The organism is Streptomyces sp. YS-3, assembly GCF_045257485.1.
Lineage (GTDB): Bacteria > Actinomycetota > Actinomycetes > Streptomycetales > Streptomycetaceae > Streptomyces.
The window spans coordinates 1-19,484 of record NZ_JBJHPC010000069.1; the positions used below are offsets into that span (position 1 = coordinate 1).

A 19,484-nucleotide genomic window follows, 5' to 3' on the forward strand; every position below is an offset into this window, starting at 1 on the left:
ACACCCCCCTGCGCCACCTCGGCCCGAACTGGTACGCCGTGGTCATGGGCACCGCGATCGTCGCGGGCGCGGGCGCCGGGCTGCCGTTCCGGGTGCCGGGGCTGACGCTGGTGTGGGCCCTGTCGCTGGCCATGCTCACCGTCCTCGCCGCGGCCCGCGCCGCCCACTGGCGCCGCCACCGCGACCAGGCCCGCGCCCATCTCCTGGACCCGGCGGTCGCCCCCTTCTACGGATGTATGTCGATGGCGTTCCTGGCCGTCGGCATCGGCACCCTGACCGTCGGCAAGGATCTGATCGGGGAGGGCGCCGCGGTGCCGCTGGCCTGGGCGCTGTACGCGATCGGCACCGCCACCGGTCTCGTCGTCGCCGTGGGCATCCCCTATCTGATGGTGGTGCGCCACCAGGTCGCCCCCGGCACGGCCTCCCCGGTCTGGCTGCTGCCCGTGGTGGCCCCCATGGTCTCCGCGACCCTGGGCGCCCTGCTCGTCCCGCACCTCCCGGCCGGCCAGCCCCGTGAGGCGATGCTGCTCGGCTCGTACGCGCTGTTCGGGATGAGCCTGCTGGCCGTGCTGGTCATGCTGCCGGTGGTCTTCGCCCGGCTGGTCCACGAGGGCCCGCTGCCGCTGGTCCTGACCCCGGCGCTGTTCCTGGTCCTCGGGCCGCTCGGCCAGTCCACCACCGCCGTCAACAAGCTCGCGGACGTGGCCCCCGGCGCGGTCGGCGCCCCCTACGCGGGCGCCCTGAACGCCTTCGCCGTGGTCTACGGGGTGCCCGTGACGGGCTTCGCCCTGATGTGGCTCGCCCTGGCGGCGGCCATGGTGGTGCGCGCGGCCCGCTCCGGGATGCCCTTCGCGATGACCTGGTGGGCGTTCACCTTCCCCGTCGGCACCTGCGTCACCGGCGCCCAGGGCCTGGCCCGCCACACCGGTCTGACCGCGTTCAGCTGGCTCGCCTGCGGCCTGTACGCGCTGCTGGTCGCCGCGTGGCTGGTGGCGGGCGTCCACACGGTACGCGGCCTGCTCAGCGGACGGCTGCTCGCAGCGCCGCGCTGAGCGCGCCCGGGGCCGCCGCCAGGGAGGGGCCGTACCAGGTGAGCAGCCGGCCGTCGACCAGTGCGGCCGGCAGGCCCGGGAAGGCCTCGGGGCCGTCGTCGGGGGCGAAGCGGTAGGGCTCGTCGGGGAGGACCACCAGATCCGCCCCGGCGGCCCGCAGCTCCTCCAGGGGGACGCGCGGATACCGCTCGGCGTGCTCCGCGTACACGTTGCGCACGCCGAGGCGCGCCAGCAGGTCGCCCGCGAAGGTGTCGCGGCCCAGCACCATCCAGGGGCGCCGCCACACCGGCACCACCGCGGCGACCGGCCCGGACGGGCGGGCCACCTGCTCCCAGGCCTCGCGCGCCTCGTCGAGCCAGCGGGGCCGGGGCAGCCCGCAGGCGTCCACCAGGACCCGGTGCAGCTCCGCGAACGCCTGGTCCAGGTCGCGGACCTCGGTGACCAGGACATCCAGCCCAGCCGCGCGCAGGGCGTCCAGGTCGGGTTGGCGGTTCTCCTCCTCGTTGGCGATCACCAGATCGGGGCGGAGTGCGGCGACGGCGTCCGTGTCGGGGTTCTTGGTGCCGCCGATCCGGGCCGCCGCGAGGCCGGGCGGGTGGGTGCACCAGTCGGTGGCGCCGACGACCAGGCCCGGGGCCGTGGCCTCGACGGCCTCGGTGAGCGAGGGCACCAGCGACACCACCCGGGGGCCGCCCGCGCGGCCCACCATCAGTGGCGGGTCTCCTCGATCGCCTCGATGTGGTCGGCGACGGCCACGAGCAGGATGCGGGTGCCGGGCACGGCCGCGCGCCAGCGGTGGCGGACCCCGCCGGACAGGCACAGGGTGTCACCCCGCTCCAGCCGGTAGGCGCGCCCCTCCGCCTCGACCTCGACGGCGCCGTCGGCCACGTACATCAGCTCGTCGTTGCGGTGCTGGAACTCGCGCGCGGTGTCGTGCTCGCCGGTGAACTCCATGGCGTGCAGCTGGTGGTGGCCACGCAGCAGCTGGCGGACCCCGCCGCCGTCCCCGTCGTCGGCGCGGGCGACCTCGACGGTACGCGCGGTGTCGGCGGCGTCGTACAGCTCGGGCACGGTGGTGCCCAGGGCGTCGGCCACGCGCGCCAGCGAACGGGCGCTGGGACGGGCCCGCTCGTTCTCGATCTGGCTCAGGAAGGGCACCGAGAGGCCGCTGCGCTGCGCCACGGCGGCGAGTGTCATCCCGAGCTCGCGCCGCAGCCGCCGCACCGCGACTCCCACCCGAAGAGTTTCCTTCTCGTCCATCTCTCCGGCTCCCTCCCCGTCACCTGGCTCCACTCCGGCCGCCGCACTGTCTGCACCCTACGCAGCTTCGGCGCCCCGGGGCACCATCACGCGGAAGAAGAGTGTCCGCACGGCGCGCTGGGCACCAGCGCGCGAACGGGGCCCCGCCGGTGTCCGGCGGGGCCCCGTTCCCGGTACGGACGGCCGAAACCTTTCGCCCGTCCGCACCTCGTGCCGCGGTGGCTACGAGCCGACCGGCGTCCACTTGTCCGCGAGGCCGGGGTTGGCGTCGAGCCAGTTGCGGACCGCCTGCTGCTCCTTGCCCTTGCCGGTGGACTGGATCTCGGCTTCCAGACCGGTGAGCTGCTTCTCGGTCATCCGGAAGCCCTTCAGCCAGGCACCGACCTTCGGGTTGTCGCCCGTGAAGCCCTTGCGGGCCAGGGTGTGCACCCCGTCGCCCTTGCCCCAGCTGCCCTTGGGGTCCTTGAGCTTCTTCAGGTCGTACGTGCTGTACGCCCAGTGCGGCGACCAGAGCGTCACCGCGATCGGCTCCTTCTTGGCGTACGCGCGCTTGAGCTCGGCGAGCATGGACGGCGTCGAGCCGTCGACGACCTTGTACTCGCCGTCCAGGCCGTACTCCTTGAGGACCTTGTCCTTGAGCAGGCCCATCATCCCGGCGCTCGGCTCGATGCCGATGATCCGGCCCTTGAACTGTCCGGACTTGCCCTTGAGGTCGTCCAGCGAGTCGATGCCCTTCATATAGGAGGGCACGCTCAGCTCCAGCGAGGTCGGGCCGTACCAGCCGCCCAGGTCCTCCAGCTTGTCGTGGTACTTCTGCCAGTACGTGGCATGGGTGACCGGGAGCCAGGAGTCCGTCTCGAAGTCGATCTGGCCGCCGGCCATACCGGTGTAGAGCGCGCCCGCCTCGTACTGCTTGGTGTCGACCTTGTAGCCGCGCCGCTCCAGGAGCTCCTTCCACAGGAAGGTGGAGGCGATGCCCTCGTCCCAGGGGATGTAGCCCAGGGAGACCTTCTTGCCCTTGCCGACGTTCTCGGCGCCCGAGGCGGTGGCGGTGGTCGAGGAGCCGAACATGCCCATGCCGCCGGCCACCAGCGCGAGGACGACCACGCCGACGACCGCGACCGCGGGCTGCGGGCGGTGGTTCCACACCTTGACGCCGGAGGACTTGGCGCGGGCCAGCGCCCGGCGGCCGACCGGCGAGACCTGGCGGCCGAGCGCGCCGGTCATCCGGTCGAGGTACATGGCGAGGATGACGATGGAGATGCCCGCCTCGAAACCGAGGCCGATGTCGACGTTGCCGATGGCGCGGTAGACCGCGCCGCCGAGGCCGCCGCCGCCGACCATGCCCGCGATGACGACCATGGAAAGGCCCAGCATGATGACCTGGTTGACGCCCGCCATGATGGTCGGCAGCGCCAGCGGGAGCTGGACCCTGAGCAGGGTGTTGCGCGGGGTGGTGCCGAACGCCTCGGCCGCCTCGACGAGCTCGGGGTCGACCTGGCGGATGCCGAGCTCCGTCATCCGCACGCCCGGGGGCAGCGAGAAGACGATGGTGGCGATGATGCCGGGGACCACGCCGACCCCGAAGAAGATGATGCCGGGGATCAGATAGACCATGGCGGGCATGGTCTGCATGAAGTCCAGGAGCGGGCGGCTGATCGCGCTCACGGTCTTCGACCGGGACGACCAGATGCCGAGCGGCACCGCGAGGACCAGCGTGACGACGGTCGCCACGAGGACCAGCGACAGCGTCGACATCGCCTCGTCCCACAGCTCGATCGAGTCGACCAGCGCGAACCCGCCGAAGGCGAGCACACCGGCGACCAGACCGCGCAGCCACCAGGCGACGACGGCGAGGATGCCCGCGAAGAGCAGCGGGTGGGGCGCGGACAGGACGGCGTCGATGCCGTCGTACATGCCGTTGACGACCTTGGTGATGGCGTCGAACAGCCAGGAGAGGTGGCTCTGGAGGAAGGTGACGGCGCTGTCCACCCACTCGCCGAGAGGCAGCCTAGGCATGGGCCACCTCCTGGGCCGAGCAGGCGACCGGCCCGCGCTTGTCGTCCCCGAGGAAGGCGATCAGCCGCTCCCGCGGTACGACACCGAGCAGTGAACCCTCGTCGTCCTTGACGGCCACGGGGTGCGGCACGCGCGCGGCGACCGCGCACAGGTCCGCGACGCTGGTGTCGGCGGTGACGGTCTCGCAGTCGCAGTTCCCGGCGTCCGGGCGGTGCGGCACGGTCATCACGGACAGGGCGGTGAGCACCCGGGAGCGGTCGACGTCCTGGATGAAGGAGGCGACGTAGTCGTTGGCCGGGGTGAGGAGGATGTCCTCGGCGCTGCCGAGCTGGACGATCCGCCCGTCGCGCATGACGGCGATGGAGTCGCCGAGCCGCATGGCCTCGTTGAGGTCGTGGGTGATGAAGACGATGGTCTTCTTCAGGCGCTTCTGGAGGACGAGGAGCTGGTCCTGCATGTCGCGCCGGATCAGCGGGTCGAGCGCGCTGAAGGACTCGTCCATGAGGAGCAGGTCGGCGTCGGTGGCGAGCGCGCGGGCCAGGCCCACGCGCTGCTGCATACCGCCGGAGAGCTCGTCGGGCCAGGAGTCGCCCCAGCCCGCGAGGCCGGTCAGCTCCAGGGCCTCGGCGGCCCGCTTCTCCCGCTCGGCGCGCGGCACGCCCTGGACCTCCAGGCCGTACGCGGCGTTCTCCAGGACGCTGCGGTGCGGGAAGAGCGCGAAGTGCTGGAACACCATGCTGATCTTGGTGGAGCGGACGGCGCGGAGCTCGCGCGGGCTCAGACCGGTCAGGTCCTGCCCGTCGTAGAGCACCCGGCCCGAGGTGGGCTCCAGGAGCCCGTTGAGCATCCGCAGCAGCGTGGACTTCCCGGACCCGGAGAGCCCCATGACGACGAAGATCTGGCCGGGCTCGACCGTGAACGACGCGTCGATGACCGCCGCGGTCGTCCCGTCGGCCCTCAGTTCGTCACGGTCGGCCCCGGCCCGGAGCCTGCGCACCGCGTCGTCGGGTCGTCGCCCGAACACCTTGTAGAGCTGCTCGGCTTGCAGCGTGGACACATCTACCTCACGGATAGGACGGAGAACGGCCCGCCTCCCCCGCCGGCGGGCCGTGGAGCGGCGCGGAATCGGTCCGTCGCCCTGTGCATGCGGTGCCGTATTCGTGGTAACCGATACGAGGGTCCGCTCCGGCGCGGCGCCTTCCCACCCTTACCCGGAGCAAACGGAAACGTGACCCAGTTCACTGGCATGCCCGGACGGACCCGCGTGCCCGGAGACTGTCGGTGGGGTGCGGCATCATCGGGGTGTGACGCGACGCCTGATGCTCCTCGACACCGCCTCCCTGTACTTCCGGGCCTATTTCGGGGTCCCCGACTCGGTCCGGGCGCCGGACGGCACCCCGGTCAACGCCGTGCGCGGCCTGCTCGACTTCATCACCCGCCTGGTCCAGGACCACCACCCGGACGACCTGGTGGCGTGCATGGACGCGGACTGGCGCCCGCAGTGGCGCGTGGAGCTCATCCCGTCCTACAAGGCGCACCGGGTGGCGGTGGAGACGGCCGAGGGAGTCCCGGACGAGGAGGAGGTCCCGGACACGCTGGCCCCGCAGGTCCCGGTGATCGAGGCGGTGCTGGACGCGCTGGGGATCGCCCGGGTCGGCGTCGCCGGGTTCGAGGCGGACGACGTGATCGGCACCCTGGCCGCGGCGGCGCCCGGCCCGGTGGACATCGTCACGGGCGACCGCGACCTGTTCCAGCTGGTCGACGACAAGCGCGGGGTGCGGGTCCTCTACCCGCGCAAGGGCGTGGGCGACTGCGATGTGGTGGACGAGGACCTGATCCGTACGAAGTACGGGGTGCGGGCCGATCAGTACGCGGACTTCGCGGCCCTGCGCGGCGACACCAGCGACGGTCTGCCGGGCGTCAAGGGCATCGGCGAGAAGACCGCCGCACAGCTGATCACTGAGTACGGCGACCTGGCGGGCGTGCGCGCGGCGGCCGTGGACCGCGCCTCCCGCCTCACCCCCGCCAAGCGCCGGGGCATCGTCGAGGCCGCCGCCTATCTGGACGTGGCCCCGAAGGTGGTCCGGGTGGCGCTGGACGTGCCGCTGCCCGCGTTCGAGCCGGCGCTCCCGGCCGAGGCCCTGCATCCGGAGACGGTGGACGAGCTGGCGCACCGGTGGGGGCTGGGGGGCTCGCTGACCCGGCTGCTCACGACGCTGGGGCGCTGAGCGGCGGGGACGCCGGAAAAAGGAGGGTGAGCCCCGCGGGCCGGGATGCTAACTTAGGCAAACCTAAGAAGAGTAGACGGTTCAGCGTGCCGGCCAGACGGGCCGGCACACATCAGGGGAGAACGCTGTGGCGGAACGACCGGCCCGCAAGGGGCCCCGGGCCCACGAGACACGTGTGGTCCGCACCGAGTGGATCAGCGAGCACATGGTCCGGCTGGTCCTGGAAGGCGCGGCGGCGAGCGGCTTCGCCCTCGACGGGTACACCGACCACTATGTGAAGCTCCTCTTTCCGGCGCCCGGGGTGACCTACCCCGAGCCCTTCGACCTGGAGCGGGTGCGCGCCGAGTTCCCGCGCGAGCAGTGGCCGAGCAACCGGACGTACACGGTCCGGGCCTGGGACGCCGAGCGGAACGAGCTGACCATCGACTTCGTGGTCCACGGCGACGAGGGCCTGGCCGGCCCCTGGGCCGCCCGCGCCCGGGTCGGGGACGTCCTCCGCTTCTCCGGTCCCGGCGGCGGGTACGCCCCGGACCCGGCCGCCGACTGGCACCTCCTGGCGGGCGACGAGAGCGCCCTCCCGGCGATCGCCGCGGCGCTGGAGGCGCTGCCCGAGGGCGCGCTCGTCCACGCCTTCGTGGAGGTCCCCGGCCCCGGGGAGGAGCAGAAGATCCTCGCCCCGGAGGGGGTGGAGGTGACATGGCTGCACCGCGGCGACGCCCCGGTGGGCGAGCCGCTGATCGCCGCCGTACGGGAGATGGCCTTCCCCGGGGGCGATGTCCACGCGTTCGTCCACGGCGAGGCGGGCTTCGTGAAGGAGCTGCGCCGCCATCTGCGCCTGGAGCGCGGCATCCCCCGCGACCGCCTCTCCATCTCGGGCTACTGGCGCCTGGGCCAGAGCGACGAGGCCTGGCGCGCGGTCAAGCGGGAGTGGAACGCGCAGGTGGAGCGGGAGCAGGAGCCCGCGGGGGCGTAGCCACGCCCCCCCCGGCGCCCCTTCCCTCTGGGCTTCGCCCCGGTCCGTGCGTGTCCGCGGACCGTACCGGGTTGCGCGCGCAGTTCCCCGCGCCCCTGAGCACCTGGGGGCGCGGGGAACCGCGCGACCGGCCCACCACCGGCCCGCAGACAAACACCCGGCCCGACAGGGGCGCGGGGAACTGCGCGACCAGCCCACCACCGGCCCGCAGCCGAATCCCGGGCGGAACAGGGGCGCGGGGAACTGCGCGATCAGCCCCCACCAACCCGCAGACAAACCCCGCCCCGAAGCGCTCACCCCACCGAGCTGTACGCCACCACGCCCCGCAGCAGCGCGTCCACCGCCTTGCGGGCGTTCTTGGAGACCGTGCTGCCCGCGGCGGTGCCGGGGGCCGCCGCCGCGATCTGGCCGAGTACGTCGATGACCTGCTTGCACCAGCGCACGAAGTCGCCCGCGGGCATCTCCGCCTCGCGCAGCACCTCGTCCAGGCCCTGGCCCGAGGCCCACTGGAAGGCCGCCCAGGCGAAGCCGAGGTCCGGTTCGCGCTGGCCGACGCCCTCGGTCTGGTTGATCTTGTGGTCCTCCTCCAGCGCGTCGAGGCGGCCCCAGATGCGGACCATCTCGCCGAGCGCCGCCTTGGCCGCGCCCGAGGGCAGCTTGGGCGCCACCGCGTCGTCGGCCTGACGGGCCTCGAAGACCAGCGCCGAGGCGCACGCGGCCAGCTCGGCCGGGCTCAGACCCTCCCAGACGCCCGCGCGCAGGCACTCGCTGGCCAGCAGGTCCAGCTCGCCGTAGAGCCGGGCGAGGCGCCGGCCGTGCTCGGTGACCTCGTCCGCGCGCAGGTAGTCCAGCTCGGTCAGGAGTGACACGATCCGGTCGAAGGTGCGGGCGATGGTGTTCGTCCGCCCCTCGATGCGCTTCTCCAGCTGCCGGGTGTCGCGCTGGAGGCGGTGGTACCGCTCGGCCCAGCGCGCGTGGTCCTCGCGCTCGTCGCAGCCGTGGCAGGGGTGGGCGCGCAGCTCGGCGCGCAGCCGCATGATCTCGCGGTCGTCGGCGGCCTCGGCGCGGCCCCTGCGGTGGCGCTCGGGCACGATGTGGCCCGCCTTGGTGCGCAGCGCCGAGGCGAGGTCGCGGCGGGACTGGGGCGAGCGCGCGTTGAAGGACTTGGGGACCCTCATCCGCTCGATGGCCTCCACCGGCACCGGGAAGTCGATCGCGGCGAGCCGCTTGACCTGCCGCTCGGCGGTCAGCACCAGCGGGCGCGGCCCGTCGTGCTGGTCGAAGCCGCGGTGGCCGTTGGAGCGCCCGGCCGGGATGCCCGGGTCGAGCACGAGCGCCAGCCCGGCGAACTTGCCCGTCGGCACATGGATCACGTCTCCGGGCCTGAGCCGCTCCAGGGAGGCGGCAGCGGCGGCCCGGCGCTGGCCGGCGCCCTGCCTGGCGAGCTCCGTCTCACGGTCCTTGAGGTCGCGGCGCAGCCGCGCGTACTCCTCGAAGTTCCCGAGGTGGCAGCTCATGCCCTCCTTGTAGCCCTCCAGGCCCTCCTCGTTGCGCTGCACCTGGCGGGAGATGCCGACGACGGACTTGTCCGCCTGGAACTGCGCGAAGGAGGTCTCCAGGAGCTCGCGCGAGCGGTGCCGGCCGAACTGCTCGACCAGGTTCACCGCCATGTTGTACGAGGGCCGGAAGCTGGAGCGCAGCGGATACGTCCGGGTGCCGGCCAGGCCGGCGAGCGCGCCCGGGTCCATGCCGCGCTGCCAGAGCACCACGGCGTGGCCCTCGACGTCGATGCCGCGGCGCCCGGCGCGGCCGGTGAGCTGGGTGTACTCACCGGGGGTGATGTCGGCGTGCTGCTCCCCGTTCCACTTCACCAGCTTCTCCAGGATCACCGTCCTGGCGGGCATGTTGATGCCCAGGGCGAGCGTCTCGGTGGCGAAGACGGCCTTCACCAGGCCGCGCACGAACAGCTCCTCCACGACCTCCTTGAAGGTGGGCAGCATGCCCGCGTGGTGGGCCGCGATGCCCCGCTCCAGGCCCTCCAGCCACTCGTAGTACCCCAGGACGTTCAGGTCCTCGCCGGGGATGGAGGCGGTGCGCTCCTCGACGATCTCGCGCACCCGCCGGCGCGCCTCCTCGTCGTTGAGGCGCAGACCCGCGTACATGCACTGCTGGACGGCGGCCTCGCAGGCGGCGCGGCTGAAGATGAACGTGATGGCGGGCAACAGACCCTCGGCGTCGAGCCGTTCGATGACCTCGGGGCGGCCCGGCGTCCAGATCCGGGAGCGCTGGCGCCGCTCGCGCTCGCGGTCGGCCTCGCGGACCATCTTGCCGCGCCTGCGCTCGCGCGGGTTGTACGTCTTCTGGTTCTCCATCCGGGCCATGCGCAGCAGGTCCGGGTTGACCTCGCGCCGGGCGCCGCCACGGCCGCCGTGGTCGGTGGACTCCTCGAAGAGGTCGTACATCCGCCGGCCGGCCAGCACATGCTGCCAGAGCGGGACGGGGCGCTCCTCGGAGACGATCACCTCGGTGTCGCCGCGCACGGTGTCCAGCCAGTCGCCGAACTCCTCCGCGTTGGACACGGTCGCCGACAGCGACACCAGCGTCACCGACTCGGGCAGGTGGATGATCACCTCTTCCCAGACGGCGCCCCGGAAGCGGTCGGAGAGGTAGTGCACCTCGTCCATGACCACATAGCCCAGGCCGCGCAGCGACTGGGAGCCCGCGTAGAGCATGTTGCGGAGCACCTCGGTGGTCATCACGACCACCGGCGCCTCGGAGTTGACGCTGTTGTCGCCGGTGAGCAGGCCGACCTTGTCCGCGCCGTAGCGTCTGACCAGGTCGGCGTACTTCTGGTTGGAGAGCGCCTTGATCGGCGTGGTGTAGAAGCACTTGCGGCCCTGCTGGAGGGCCAGGTGCACGGCGAACTCGCCGACGATGGTCTTGCCGGAGCCGGTCGGGGCGGCCACGAGCACGCCCTTGCCGGTCTCGAGTGCCCGGCACGCCTCGATCTGGAAGGGGTCCAGATCGAACTCGTACAGGTCGCGGAAGGGTGCGAGCGCGGTGGCCTGCTCGGCGGCGCGGAGCCGGGCAGCTGCGTACGCTTCGGCTGGTGAGAGGTCCTCTGTCATCTTGTCTTCGAGCCTACCCGGCGCCTCTGACACAGGTCGCGATCTTTATCGGGACCGGTGCCCCGCAAGGGAGCGCGCGGGGGCCCGGAACGCCGAAGCGGCCGGGTGCGCGCCGTGCGCGCCCGGCCGCCTCACGCAGCGGCGTCAGGTGACGTCGTCGTACCCGTTGACCCGGCTGCCGGGGCGGTTGGCGTCCGCCTGCTCGGGCAGGGACGGGGTGGGAACGGGCTCGATGCCACCGATGTCCGAGGGCGTGAGGTCGAGGTCGGAGGCCTCGTCGTCGGCCGGGCCGGACGCGGCGCGCTCACGGCGGCGCTTGTCGTTGAGGAACGAGATGCCGACGGCGATGAAGTACAGCAGCACGATCGGGGTCGCCAGCGAGAGCATCGACACCGGGTCGACGGTCGGCGTCGCGAAGGCCGCGAAGACCGTCACACCCATGATCATTCCGCGCCACCAGCCGAGCATCCGGCGGCCGGTGAGGACCCCGCCGAAGTTCAGCATGATCAGGAAGAGCGGCAGCTCGAAGGAGAGGCCGAAGACGACGATCATCCGCAGCACGAGGTCGATGAGCTCGTTGAGCGGGAGCAGGTTCAGCGCGCCGTCGGGGGTGAACTCCAGGAGGACCTTCGCCGCCGCGGGCAGGACGTGGTACGAGAACCAGCCGCCGGCCAGGAAGAGCGGGAAGCCGGCCGCGACGAAGCCCAGCGAGTACTTCTTCTCGTTCCTGTGCAGGCCCGGGGCGACGAACGCCCAGAGCTGGTAGAGCCAGACCGGGCTGGCGCCGACGACGCCCGCCACCAGGGACGTCTTGATCATCAGCGTGAACGGCGACATGAGGCCGGACATGGTGACGTTGCCGCAGTGGTCCTTGCTGTCCTTCTGGGACAGCGTGTCGAACGCTTCCTTGCAGCCGACCGACTCCCTGACCGGCTTGATGATCAGGTCGACGATGTCCTTGTAGTAGAACGCCGCCACCACGGCGCAGACCAGGATCGCGAGAACCGCCTTGGCGAGCCGGTTGCGCAGCTCACGGAGATGGTCCGAGAGGGGCATCCGCCCCTCCGGGTCCTTCTGCTGTTTGCGGGCAGACTTCAGCAACCCACGTCCTCATCTCGTGCGGCAGGGCACCTTGGTGATCAGCGCCTGCTTCGGCCCAGGTGTCAGCGGGTGGAGTCGGTCGGCTCGGTGACGGGACGCGAGCTGCTGACGTCGCCGGGGGCCGACCGGATGGTGCGCTGCACCGGCGGCTGCTCGCCCGGGTGCGGCGGGTCGGCGGGGGCGGGCTGCTGGCCGTCGGACTTCATGGCCTTCGCCTCGCTCTTGAGGATGCGCGCGGACTTGCCGAGCGAGCGCGCCATGTCCGGAAGCTTCTTCGCGCCGAACAGCAGGACGATGACGACGAGGATGAGAATGATCTCGGGGGCTCCGAGCCTTCCGAACATAAGCTTTTACCTTCTCACCGAGGCGACATGGGTGGGGCTGCGGGTCCCGGTCGGACTGGTGTCCGACCGGTTGCGTGCAGCGATCGTAACGCGCAGGGGTGAACACCGGGCAATCCCCGTGCGTCCTTACGGACGCGGCCCACTGCCTCGCTGCGTGGCCCGCGCTCTGAAGCGTACCCAAAGGGACGGACACACAGGAGTCCCCACCGGTCACCGCAAGGTCTCTCCGGTACCCGAGAGTGCAACTGCGGCGCTCTCCAGCTCCTCGGCGGCGCTGTTGATCTTCCTTGTGGTGTCGGCCACTTGCCGGCCGAGCCGCTGCGCCTCGACGAACACCTTGATCGCGAGCACACCGAGGACGGCGATGGAGAGGAACCCGACGGCGATGGCGGTCATCGGCCAGAACATGAGCGGACCCTAGACGCTGGAGTGGAGGCGGAGGGTGTTGACCCCTCCGCCGGTGAGGAGTTCGACGACGCGCTCACCGGCCGGCTTGCGGACGGCGGAGCCGCACTCGGGGCAGGTGAAGGAGTAGAAGGTGGTACGGCGGCTGGCGCCGATGGCCAGACGCAGCGCCCCCGCGGCCAGCTCGATGCGGGCACGGCAGTCGGGGCAGGCGGCCTTGAAGAGCACCGACTGGACTGCGGCCATCGGACGGGAAATACCGGGCATCACCGACATGTTCCGCTTATCTCCTCAACTCTCTCCGTCGTACGCGCTCTGCTCTTCGTACGCCGCCAGCGCCGCCAGCGCCGCACGGCGGGCACTTTCGGCCAGTTCGCCGGGGGCGACGATCCGGCCGTCGCGGCCCAGCCGCAGCGCCAGGCGCCGCAGCGAGGCGGGCTCCGGGGTGCGCAGGGTGATCCGCAGACCGCCGTCGGGGAGCTCCTCGGCGCTGTCGTGCGGGTAGTACTCCGCCACCCAGCGCCCGCCCGGCCCCACCTCGACGACCACCTCGGGGTCCTCGGCGGCGGGCTGCACCAGCCCCTCGGAGAGGTCCCGCAGCTCCAGCTCGGGCGGCGCGGCGGGCTCGTCGAGCAGACGGATCTCGGCCACCCGGTCGAGGCGGAAGGTGCGGCGCGCCTCGGAGAGACGGCACCACGCCTCCATATAGGTGTGGCCGACGGCGAAGAGCCGGATCGGGTCGACCTCGCGCTCGGTGAGCTCGTCGCGCGCGGGCGAGTAGTAGCGCACCCACAGCCGGCGCCGCTCCGAGATCGCCCGGTCGACCTCGGCGAAGACCCCGCCCTCGGACTCGAAGGTCACCGAGAGCCGGGAGCTGGCGCCCGCCGCCTCCCCGGCCGCAGCCTCCAGCTTGGCGGTGGCGCGCAGCAGCGCCTGGCGGTCGCCCTCGCGCAGCCCCGGCAGCGTCGCCACCGCGCGGGCCGCGACCAGGAGCGCGGTCGCCTCGTCGGCGGCGATCCGCAGCGGCTCGGCCGCCTCGGCGCCCAGCGCGTTCGGATTGCGCCACCAGATGCGGTCGCCGTCGGTGTCGATGTCGAGCAGGTCGCCGCCGCGGAAGCTGGTCCCGCACATGGGCAGTACATCGAGGTCCGAGATCAGCTCGTCCTCGCTGATCCCGAAGGCGCGGGCGACGTCGGCGACATGCGCACCGGGCCGCTCGCGCAGATAGGTGACGAGGGAGAGCATCCGCCGCGTCTGGTCGATGGCGTTCGCAGCCATGGTCGTCCGGTTCCCCTCAGCCCTTGGCCACGGCGCGCAGCCGGTCCACCACGTCGGCCCGCAGGTCCGCGGGCTCCAGCACGACCACATCGGGGCCGAACTCCACGAGCCAGGCGTCCAGCCCGTGCCCGTACGGAATCTCCAACTCGTCCCACCCGTCGCCGAGTTCCCGCGTCGCGGTGGCCCGCGAGCGCAGCGGGTAGCCGGCGCCGGCGCGCAGCCGGATCCGCGCGGAGCGGGTGGCGGTCTCCCCCGCCCAGGTCTCCACGGTCTCGCGCACGGTCACCACGTCGGGCACCGGCGCGGTGAAGGAGCCGGCCCGCGAGCGCACCTTGCCGGTGATCCGGGAGAGCCGGAAGACCCGCTCGGCGCCCCGGTCGCGGTCCCAGCCCGCCAGGTACCAGTGGCCGCGCCAGCACTCCAGCGTCCACGGCTCGACATGGCGGGTGCCGGGGCGGGCGGCGGTGGCCTTGCGGTACTCGAAGACGACGGGGCGGCGGTCGCGGCAGGCCAGCATCAGGGGCTCGAAAGCGGCCTCGTGGACCGGGATGCGTGGCTCGATCGCGCTGTGCTCGTACGGGTTGTCGGCTTCCGGCATTCCGGCGGCGCGCAGCTTCTGGAGTGCGCCGCTGGCCGCGCCCGCGAGCCGGGCCTGCTGCCAGACCCGGGCGGCGAGGCCGAGCGCCGCCGCCTCCTCGGCGTCCAGTTGGACGGGCGGCAGCCGGTTGGAGTCGCGGCGGGCCAGATAGCCGGTCTCGCCGTCGAGGTTCTCCACCGTCTCGATCACCAGGCCGAGTTCGCGCAGATCGTCCTTGTCGCGCTCGAACATCCGGTTGAAGGCGTCGTCCGACCCGGCCGCGCTTCCTTCCGGGCCGGCGGCTTCGACGTAGGCCTCGATGGAACCGCGCAGTTCGCGCTTGCTGAGCGGACGACGCGTCCCCAGCAGACACAGCGCCAGGTTCATCAGCCGCTCGGCCTTGGCAATCGCCATCGACGCCCTTCGCCTCTCCTCGAATCCGCTGCTCCGACCGTTGACCGTACCGCCCCGGGGTGTCGGGGCAAAAGCCGAGGGCCCGTGCCAACGGCACGGGCCCTCGGTGTGATCGGGTGTGATCAGACAGCGACCAGGTCGCAGACGAAGATAAGCGTCTCACCTGGCGCGATCCGGCCACCGGCACCGCGGTCACCGTAGGCGAGGTGCGCGGGGATGGTCAGCTGACGGCGACCGCCGACCTTCATGCCCTGCACGCCCTTGTCCCAGCCCTGGATGACCTGGCCGACACCGAGCTGGAACTGCAGCGGGGTGCCGCGGTTCCAGGAGGAGTCGAACTCCTCACCGGTGGAGAAGGCGACGCCCACGTAGTGGACCTTCACGAGGTCGCCCGCCTTGGCGACGGCGCCGTCGCCCTCCCAGATCTCCTTGATCTCCAGGTCCGCCGGCGGCTCGCCCTCGGGGAAGTCGATCTCGGGCTTCTCGATGCTCACTGAACTGCTCCTCTTGAATACGTGCGGGGGCAACCGGGACAGTCTTACATCCCCGCCGTCACATCTTGGACAGGATGTCGATCGAGAAGACCATGGTCGAGTTGGCCGGGATACCGGACTGCTCCTTGTCGCCCAGACCCTGGTCCGGGGGGATGACGACGAGGATGCGGCTGCCGACCTTCTTGCCGATCAGACCGGCCTTCAGCCCCTTGAGGGTGAGGTTCGGCAGCGCGAAGGTCTGCGTCTTGCCCTGGTCGTAGGTGCTGTCGAACTTCTTGCTGTCCTTCCACAGGAAGCCCTCGTACGCCAGGACCACGCTGTCGGTGTCCTTGACCACGTCGCCGTCGCTCTCCAGCACGTAGTCGGAGACCAGCTTCTTGGGCGCGTCGCTCTTGGGGATGGTCAGCGAGGGCGCCTTGCCGTCGGTGTTGGTGCCGACCTTCGGCAGGTCCTTGTCGTCCTGCGCGACCTCCTTGCCCTTGGCGGAGGTGGGGATGGTGGTCGCCTTGACGATGTCCACGACGAAGACCAGCGTGGCGTTGGGCTTGATGCTGTCGCCCTGGCCCTGCGCGCCGTAACCGAGCTCCGGCGGGATGCCCAGCTCGACGCGGCTGCCGACCTTCTGGCCCTCCAGGCCCTGGTCCCAGCCCTTGATGACCTGACCGGCGCCGAGGGTCAGCGTGAAGGGCTGCTTGCGGTCGAAGCTGTTGTCGAACGGCTTGTCCGAGTCCCAGGCCTGGCCGAGGTAGTTCACGGACACGGCGTCGTTCTTCTTGAGCGCCGCCCCCTTGCCCTCGCTGATGACATTGACCTTGAGGGCCTTGGGCGGGTTGCCCTCGCCCTTGGCGAGGGTCGGCTTCTCCCCGACCTTGGCACCCGCGGTGATGGCGGGCAGGCCGTTCTTCATCGAGGCGGAGTCGGAGGTGGAGTCGGAGCCCTTGTCGTCGCTTCCGCAGGCGGCTGTGGCAACCAGCAGCAGCGGGACGGCGAGCAGGCCGGCAAGTCGGCGCACGTGTTCCTCAGATCTCAGACGGCACGGTAGTTGCCGCCACTCTAAGGCGTACCACGGGCCCCGTACGAGGAACGTACGGGGCCCGTGTTTCCGGTGCCGGTGTCGTCGGCCGGTCACATTCCGGCGATCAGCTTCTCCACCCGGTCGTCCACGGAGCGGAACGGGTCCTTGCACAGCACGGTGCGCTGTGCCTGGTCGTTGAGCTTGAGGTGCACCCAGTCGACGGTGAAGTCCCGCCGCTGCTCCTGGGCCCGGCGGATGAAGTCGCCGCGCAGCCGCGCCCGAGTGGTCTGCGGGGGCACCGACTTGCCCTCGAAGATCTTCAGGTCGTTGCAGATCCGCGCGGCCTGGCCCTTGCGCTCCAGCAGGTAGTAGAGCCCCCGCTGGCGGTGGATGTCGTGGTACGCCAGGTCTATCTGCGCGACCCGGGGGTGCGACATGGTCATGTTGTTCTTCGCCCGGTACCGCTCGATCAGCTGGTACTTCATCACCCAGTCGATCTCGGTACCGATCCGGTCCAGGTCCTCGGCCTCGATCGCGTCCAGGGTGCGGCCCCACAGCTCCAGGACCTGGTCGACGGTGCCGGTGCGGATGCCCCGGCGCTCCACGAAGTCCACGGCCTTCTCGTAGTACTCCCGCTGCACTTCGAGGGCCGAGGCCTCACGGCCGCTGGCCAGGCGCACCTTGCGCTGGCCCGTGATGTCGTGCGAGACCTCGCGGATCGCCCGGATCGGGTTCTCCAGCGTCAGGTCGCGCATCACCGTGCCCGCCTCGATCATGCGGAGCACCAGGTCGGTGGCGCCGACCTTGAGCAGCATGGTCGTCTCGGACATGTTGGAGTCGCCGACGATCACGTGCAGCCGCCGGTAGCGCTCGGCGTCGGCGTGCGGCTCGTCCCTGGTGTTGATGATCGGGCGCGAGCGGGTGGTGGCGGAGCTGACGCCCTCCCAGATGTGCTCGGCGCGCTGGCTGACGCAGTAGACCGCGCCGCGCGGGGTCTGGAGGACCTTGCCCGCCCCGCACAGGAGCTGGCGGGTGACCAGGAACGGGATGAGGATGTCCGCCAGCCGGGAGAACTCGCCGTGCCGGGCGACGAGATAGTTCTCATGGCACCCGTAGGAGTTTCCCGCGGAATCGGTGTTGTTCTTGAAGAGATAGACGTCGCCCGCGATTCCCTCCTCGTGCAGGCGGCGTTCGGCGTCGACGAGCAGGCCTTCGAGAATGCGCTCGCCGGCCTTGTCGTGGGTGACCAGCTCGGTCACGTTGTCGCATTCGGGAGTTGCGTATTCCGGATGCGAACCCACGTCGAGGTAGAGACGGGCGCCGTTCCGCAGGAAGACGTTGCTGCTGCGGCCCCATGACACAACACGGCGGAAGAGGTAGCGCGCCACTTCGTCAGGTGACAGTCGGCGCTGTCCCCTGAACGTGCACGTGACGCCGTACTCGTTCTCCAGCCCGAAAATGCGGCGGTCCATGACTGAACATTACGCCCGATGCCCTCAGCTGAAACCGGGTTCGACGGCACGGGTTGGATCATTTTGGTCAACTCCCGCGACGCTTTCCGTACGCCCGCCAGCTGCGAGGACCCGTCGGGTGGCGAGGAGCACCACCAGGGCGGCCACTCCGCCGCCGCCCGCCACGGCGAAGCTGGCCGCGCTGCCGCCCAGTTCGACGGCGGGCCCCGCGACCGCCGTACCGAGCGCGGTGCCGACCCCGAAGGCCGTCACCAGCCAGGAGAAGGCCTCGGTCACGGTGCCGCGCGGGGCGTGCCGGTCGACCACGATGAACGCGCAGGCGATGCACGGCGCGAGGAGGAGTCCCGAGACCACCATGAGCCCCGCCATCGGCACCACACCGGGCACCAGCGTCAGCGGCAGATAGCCGACGGCGAGCAGCGCGACGAGCGAAATCAGCCGTTTCTCGGGAGTTCCGGCCCACTGGCGCGCCCCGTACACCAGACCGCCCAGCAGCGCCCCGAGACCGTTGGCCGCCATCAGCCAGCCGTAGACCGCGTCCCGGCCGTGGTCGTCGGCGTACGCCGAGGCCGCCACGATGATCGCGCCCAGCGCGAGACCGACGAAGAAGAAGGCCCCGAGGAGCGCCAGCAGGCCGGTGGAGCGCAGCGCGCCCAGCCAGTGCGCCTCGCGCGGGGCCGAGCGCCACGCGCGCGAGGGGCGCGAGAGGACCACGGAGAGCGCGCCGAGCACCCCGAGCGCGTTGATCGCGACGAGTGCGGTGGCGGGCGACCACAGGGCGATGCCGAGGGTGACCAGGAGCGGGCCGACGGTGAACATGACCTCCTGGGCTATCGCGTCCATCGCGTACGCCGTGTGCACCTGGTCCTGGCGGGTCAGGACGCTGGGCCACAGCGCCCGGAGTCCGCCTTCGAGGGGCGGCGTGCAGAAGCCCGCCACCAGCATCGCCGCGTACGCCAGGGCGACCGGGTCGATGCCGACGAGGGCCAGGACGCACATGCCGAGCGCGCTGGCCACCGACGCGGGCAGCATCACCCGGGGCTGGCCGTACAGGTCGACCGCGCGGCCGAGCAGGGGCTGCCCGGCGGCGGTGGCCAGGCCGTAGACCGCGGTGAGGGCGCCCGCCAGCGAGTAGCTGCCGCCCTCGGCGCGGACGAACAGCACCACGGCGATGGCCGCCGTGGCGTTCGGCAGCCGCCCGGTCAGGGTTCCCGCCAGCAGTCGCGCGGCGTGCCGCGTCCGGAGGATCTCCAGGTATCCAGCCGCCATGCTCGCCCCTCGATTGGTTGGGTGTTACGTATAACGTGCGACGTCATACGTACCATGTCGACAACCCCCGGGTCCACCCCGGACCGGGGCCGCCCCGCTCCCACACCCCGCCGGAGGACCCGTGAAGACCCAGCCGACCAGCCGGGACGTCGCCCGCGCGGCCGGGGTCTCCCAGGCCACCGTCTCCCTGGTCCTCGGCGACAAGTGGCGCGGCCGGGTCTCGGAGCGGACGGCGGCCCTGGTCCGCGACGCCGCCCGCGACCTCGGCTACCGGCCCAACCTCGCCGCCCGCAGTCTGCGCCTGGGGCGCACCCGCACCGCCCTGCTGGTCGTCCCGGCCCTCACCAACGAGTTCTTCGCCCGGGTCTACACCGGCGCCGCCCGGGTCGCCGCCGAGCACGGCTTCGGTGTGGTCCTCTACCCCTCCCCCGAGGGCGTCGGCCCCGCCCGCGACC

The 19,484-nt window shown here is 71.7% G+C and carries 19 protein-coding genes; 4 read left to right on the top strand and 15 right to left on the bottom strand.

What is annotated here, in order from left to right:
- The first annotated feature begins 8 nt into the window (after positions 1-8).
- Positions 9-1,052: a TDT family transporter gene (locus ACJA3G_RS09240; RefSeq protein ID WP_406552431.1), complete on the top strand. Its 1,044-nt coding sequence runs from the start codon at positions 9-11 to the stop codon at positions 1,050-1,052.
- Here the strand turns inward: ACJA3G_RS09240 and ACJA3G_RS09245 are convergent.
- The 4 genes from ACJA3G_RS09245 to ACJA3G_RS09260 form a co-directional block, all read right to left on the bottom strand.
- Entirely contained in the window at positions 1,021-1,761 is a 741-nt protein-coding gene (locus ACJA3G_RS09245; RefSeq protein ID WP_406552415.1) for a helical backbone metal receptor, read from the bottom strand. The two genes, ACJA3G_RS09240 and ACJA3G_RS09245, sit on opposite strands and share 32 nt — an antisense overlap.
- A complete protein-coding gene (locus ACJA3G_RS09250) occupies positions 1,761-2,312 on the bottom strand; it encodes a helix-turn-helix domain-containing protein (protein WP_406552416.1) in 552 nt (183 codons plus the stop codon). The genes ACJA3G_RS09245 and ACJA3G_RS09250 overlap by 1 nt, the downstream gene beginning before the upstream one ends.
- A gap of 222 nt (positions 2,313-2,534) precedes the next feature.
- Complete coding sequence (locus tag ACJA3G_RS09255) at positions 2,535-4,331, bottom strand: ABC transporter permease/substrate binding protein (RefSeq protein ID WP_406552417.1); 1,797 nt, start codon at positions 4,329-4,331, stop codon at positions 2,535-2,537.
- A complete protein-coding gene (locus tag ACJA3G_RS09260; RefSeq protein WP_406552418.1) occupies positions 4,324-5,388 on the bottom strand; it encodes a glycine betaine/L-proline ABC transporter ATP-binding protein in 1,065 nt (354 codons plus the stop codon). Before ACJA3G_RS09260 ends, ACJA3G_RS09255 begins: the two co-directional genes overlap by 8 nt.
- Positions 5,389-5,650: 262 nt before the next feature.
- Between ACJA3G_RS09260 and ACJA3G_RS09265 the strand changes: the two genes are divergently transcribed.
- Positions 5,651-6,559, top strand: coding sequence for a 5'-3' exonuclease H3TH domain-containing protein (locus ACJA3G_RS09265; protein WP_406552432.1), 909 nt, complete (start codon positions 5,651-5,653; stop codon positions 6,557-6,559).
- A 127-nt stretch (positions 6,560-6,686) separates the two neighbouring features.
- The gene (locus ACJA3G_RS09270; protein ID WP_406552419.1) at positions 6,687-7,532 is read left to right on the top strand and encodes a siderophore-interacting protein; all 846 of its coding nucleotides are present in this window, start codon (positions 6,687-6,689) and stop codon (positions 7,530-7,532) included.
- A gap of 293 nt (positions 7,533-7,825) precedes the next feature.
- On the opposite strand, the gene ACJA3G_RS09275 is transcribed toward ACJA3G_RS09270, so the two are convergent.
- The 11 genes from ACJA3G_RS09275 to ACJA3G_RS09325 all read right to left on the bottom strand — a co-directional run bounded on the left by ACJA3G_RS09275 (position 7,826) and on the right by ACJA3G_RS09325 (position 19,029).
- Positions 7,826-10,660 carry a DEAD/DEAH box helicase gene (locus tag ACJA3G_RS09275; RefSeq protein ID WP_406552420.1) on the bottom strand — a complete coding sequence of 945 codons (2,835 nt, stop codon included), beginning with the start codon at positions 10,658-10,660 and terminating at the stop codon, positions 7,826-7,828.
- Positions 10,661-10,804: 144 nt separating this feature from the next.
- On the bottom strand, positions 10,805-11,761 hold the full coding sequence (gene tatC, locus ACJA3G_RS09280) for a twin-arginine translocase subunit TatC (RefSeq protein WP_406552421.1): 957 nt from the start codon (positions 11,759-11,761) through the stop codon (positions 10,805-10,807).
- A gap of 62 nt (positions 11,762-11,823) precedes the next feature.
- Positions 11,824-12,105 carry a Sec-independent protein translocase subunit TatA gene (tatA, locus tag ACJA3G_RS09285; RefSeq protein ID WP_406552422.1) on the bottom strand — a complete coding sequence of 94 codons (282 nt, stop codon included), beginning with the start codon at positions 12,103-12,105 and terminating at the stop codon, positions 11,824-11,826.
- Between the two features lie 210 nt (positions 12,106-12,315).
- Complete coding sequence (locus ACJA3G_RS09290) at positions 12,316-12,513, bottom strand: hypothetical protein (RefSeq protein ID WP_406552423.1); 198 nt, start codon at positions 12,511-12,513, stop codon at positions 12,316-12,318.
- Positions 12,514-12,522: 9 nt separating this feature from the next.
- Entirely contained in the window at positions 12,523-12,786 is a 264-nt protein-coding gene (locus ACJA3G_RS09295; protein ID WP_406552424.1) for a hypothetical protein, read from the bottom strand.
- 15 nt (positions 12,787-12,801) lie between these two features.
- On the bottom strand, positions 12,802-13,788 hold the full coding sequence (locus ACJA3G_RS09300; protein WP_406552425.1) for a helix-turn-helix transcriptional regulator: 987 nt from the start codon (positions 13,786-13,788) through the stop codon (positions 12,802-12,804).
- Positions 13,789-13,804: 16 nt separating this feature from the next.
- Complete coding sequence (locus tag ACJA3G_RS09305; RefSeq protein WP_406552426.1) at positions 13,805-14,779, bottom strand: helix-turn-helix transcriptional regulator; 975 nt, start codon at positions 14,777-14,779, stop codon at positions 13,805-13,807.
- A 122-nt stretch (positions 14,780-14,901) separates the two neighbouring features.
- The gene (locus ACJA3G_RS09310; RefSeq protein WP_406552427.1) at positions 14,902-15,273 is read right to left on the bottom strand and encodes an FKBP-type peptidyl-prolyl cis-trans isomerase; all 372 of its coding nucleotides are present in this window, start codon (positions 15,271-15,273) and stop codon (positions 14,902-14,904) included.
- A gap of 58 nt (positions 15,274-15,331) precedes the next feature.
- The gene (locus ACJA3G_RS09315) at positions 15,332-16,285 is read right to left on the bottom strand and encodes an FKBP-type peptidyl-prolyl cis-trans isomerase (protein ID WP_406552428.1); all 954 of its coding nucleotides are present in this window, start codon (positions 16,283-16,285) and stop codon (positions 15,332-15,334) included.
- A gap of 113 nt (positions 16,286-16,398) precedes the next feature.
- Positions 16,399-17,760, bottom strand: a complete 1,362-nt coding sequence (gene pafA / locus ACJA3G_RS09320) for a Pup--protein ligase (RefSeq protein WP_101387501.1) — start codon at positions 17,758-17,760, stop codon at positions 16,399-16,401.
- A gap of 24 nt (positions 17,761-17,784) precedes the next feature.
- Positions 17,785-19,029, bottom strand: a complete 1,245-nt coding sequence (locus ACJA3G_RS09325; RefSeq protein WP_406552429.1) for an MFS transporter — start codon at positions 19,027-19,029, stop codon at positions 17,785-17,787.
- Positions 19,030-19,150: 121 nt separating this feature from the next.
- On the opposite strand from ACJA3G_RS09325, the gene ACJA3G_RS09330 reads away from it, so the two are divergent.
- Positions 19,151-19,484: LacI family DNA-binding transcriptional regulator (locus ACJA3G_RS09330; protein ID WP_406552430.1), on the top strand; the 334-nt coding region annotated here is incomplete at its 3' end.

Coding starts and splice junctions, on each gene's coding strand:
- ACJA3G_RS09300 (WP_406552425.1), bottom strand. CDS start 13,788: ATGGCTGCGAACGCCATCGACCAGACGCGGCGGATGCTCTCCCTCGTC.
- ACJA3G_RS09325 (WP_406552429.1), bottom strand. CDS start 19,029: ATGGCGGCTGGATACCTGGAGATCCTCCGGACGCGGCACGCCGCGCGA.
- ACJA3G_RS09290 (WP_406552423.1), bottom strand. CDS start 12,513: ATGTTCTGGCCGATGACCGCCATCGCCGTCGGGTTCCTCTCCATCGCC.
- ACJA3G_RS09245 (WP_406552415.1), bottom strand. CDS start 1,761: ATGGTGGGCCGCGCGGGCGGCCCCCGGGTGGTGTCGCTGGTGCCCTCG.
- ACJA3G_RS09275 (WP_406552420.1), bottom strand. CDS start 10,660: ATGACAGAGGACCTCTCACCAGCCGAAGCGTACGCAGCTGCCCGGCTC.
- ACJA3G_RS09255 (WP_406552417.1), bottom strand. CDS start 4,331: ATGCCTAGGCTGCCTCTCGGCGAGTGGGTGGACAGCGCCGTCACCTTC.
- ACJA3G_RS09305 (WP_406552426.1), bottom strand. CDS start 14,779: ATGGCGATTGCCAAGGCCGAGCGGCTGATGAACCTGGCGCTGTGTCTG.
- pafA (WP_101387501.1), bottom strand. CDS start 17,760: ATGGACCGCCGCATTTTCGGGCTGGAGAACGAGTACGGCGTCACGTGC.
- ACJA3G_RS09295 (WP_406552424.1), bottom strand. CDS start 12,786: ATGTCGGTGATGCCCGGTATTTCCCGTCCGATGGCCGCAGTCCAGTCG.
- tatA (WP_406552422.1), bottom strand. CDS start 12,105: ATGTTCGGAAGGCTCGGAGCCCCCGAGATCATTCTCATCCTCGTCGTC.
- ACJA3G_RS09265 (WP_406552432.1), top strand. CDS start 5,651: ATGCTCCTCGACACCGCCTCCCTGTACTTCCGGGCCTATTTCGGGGTC.
- ACJA3G_RS09250 (WP_406552416.1), bottom strand. CDS start 2,312: ATGGACGAGAAGGAAACTCTTCGGGTGGGAGTCGCGGTGCGGCGGCTG.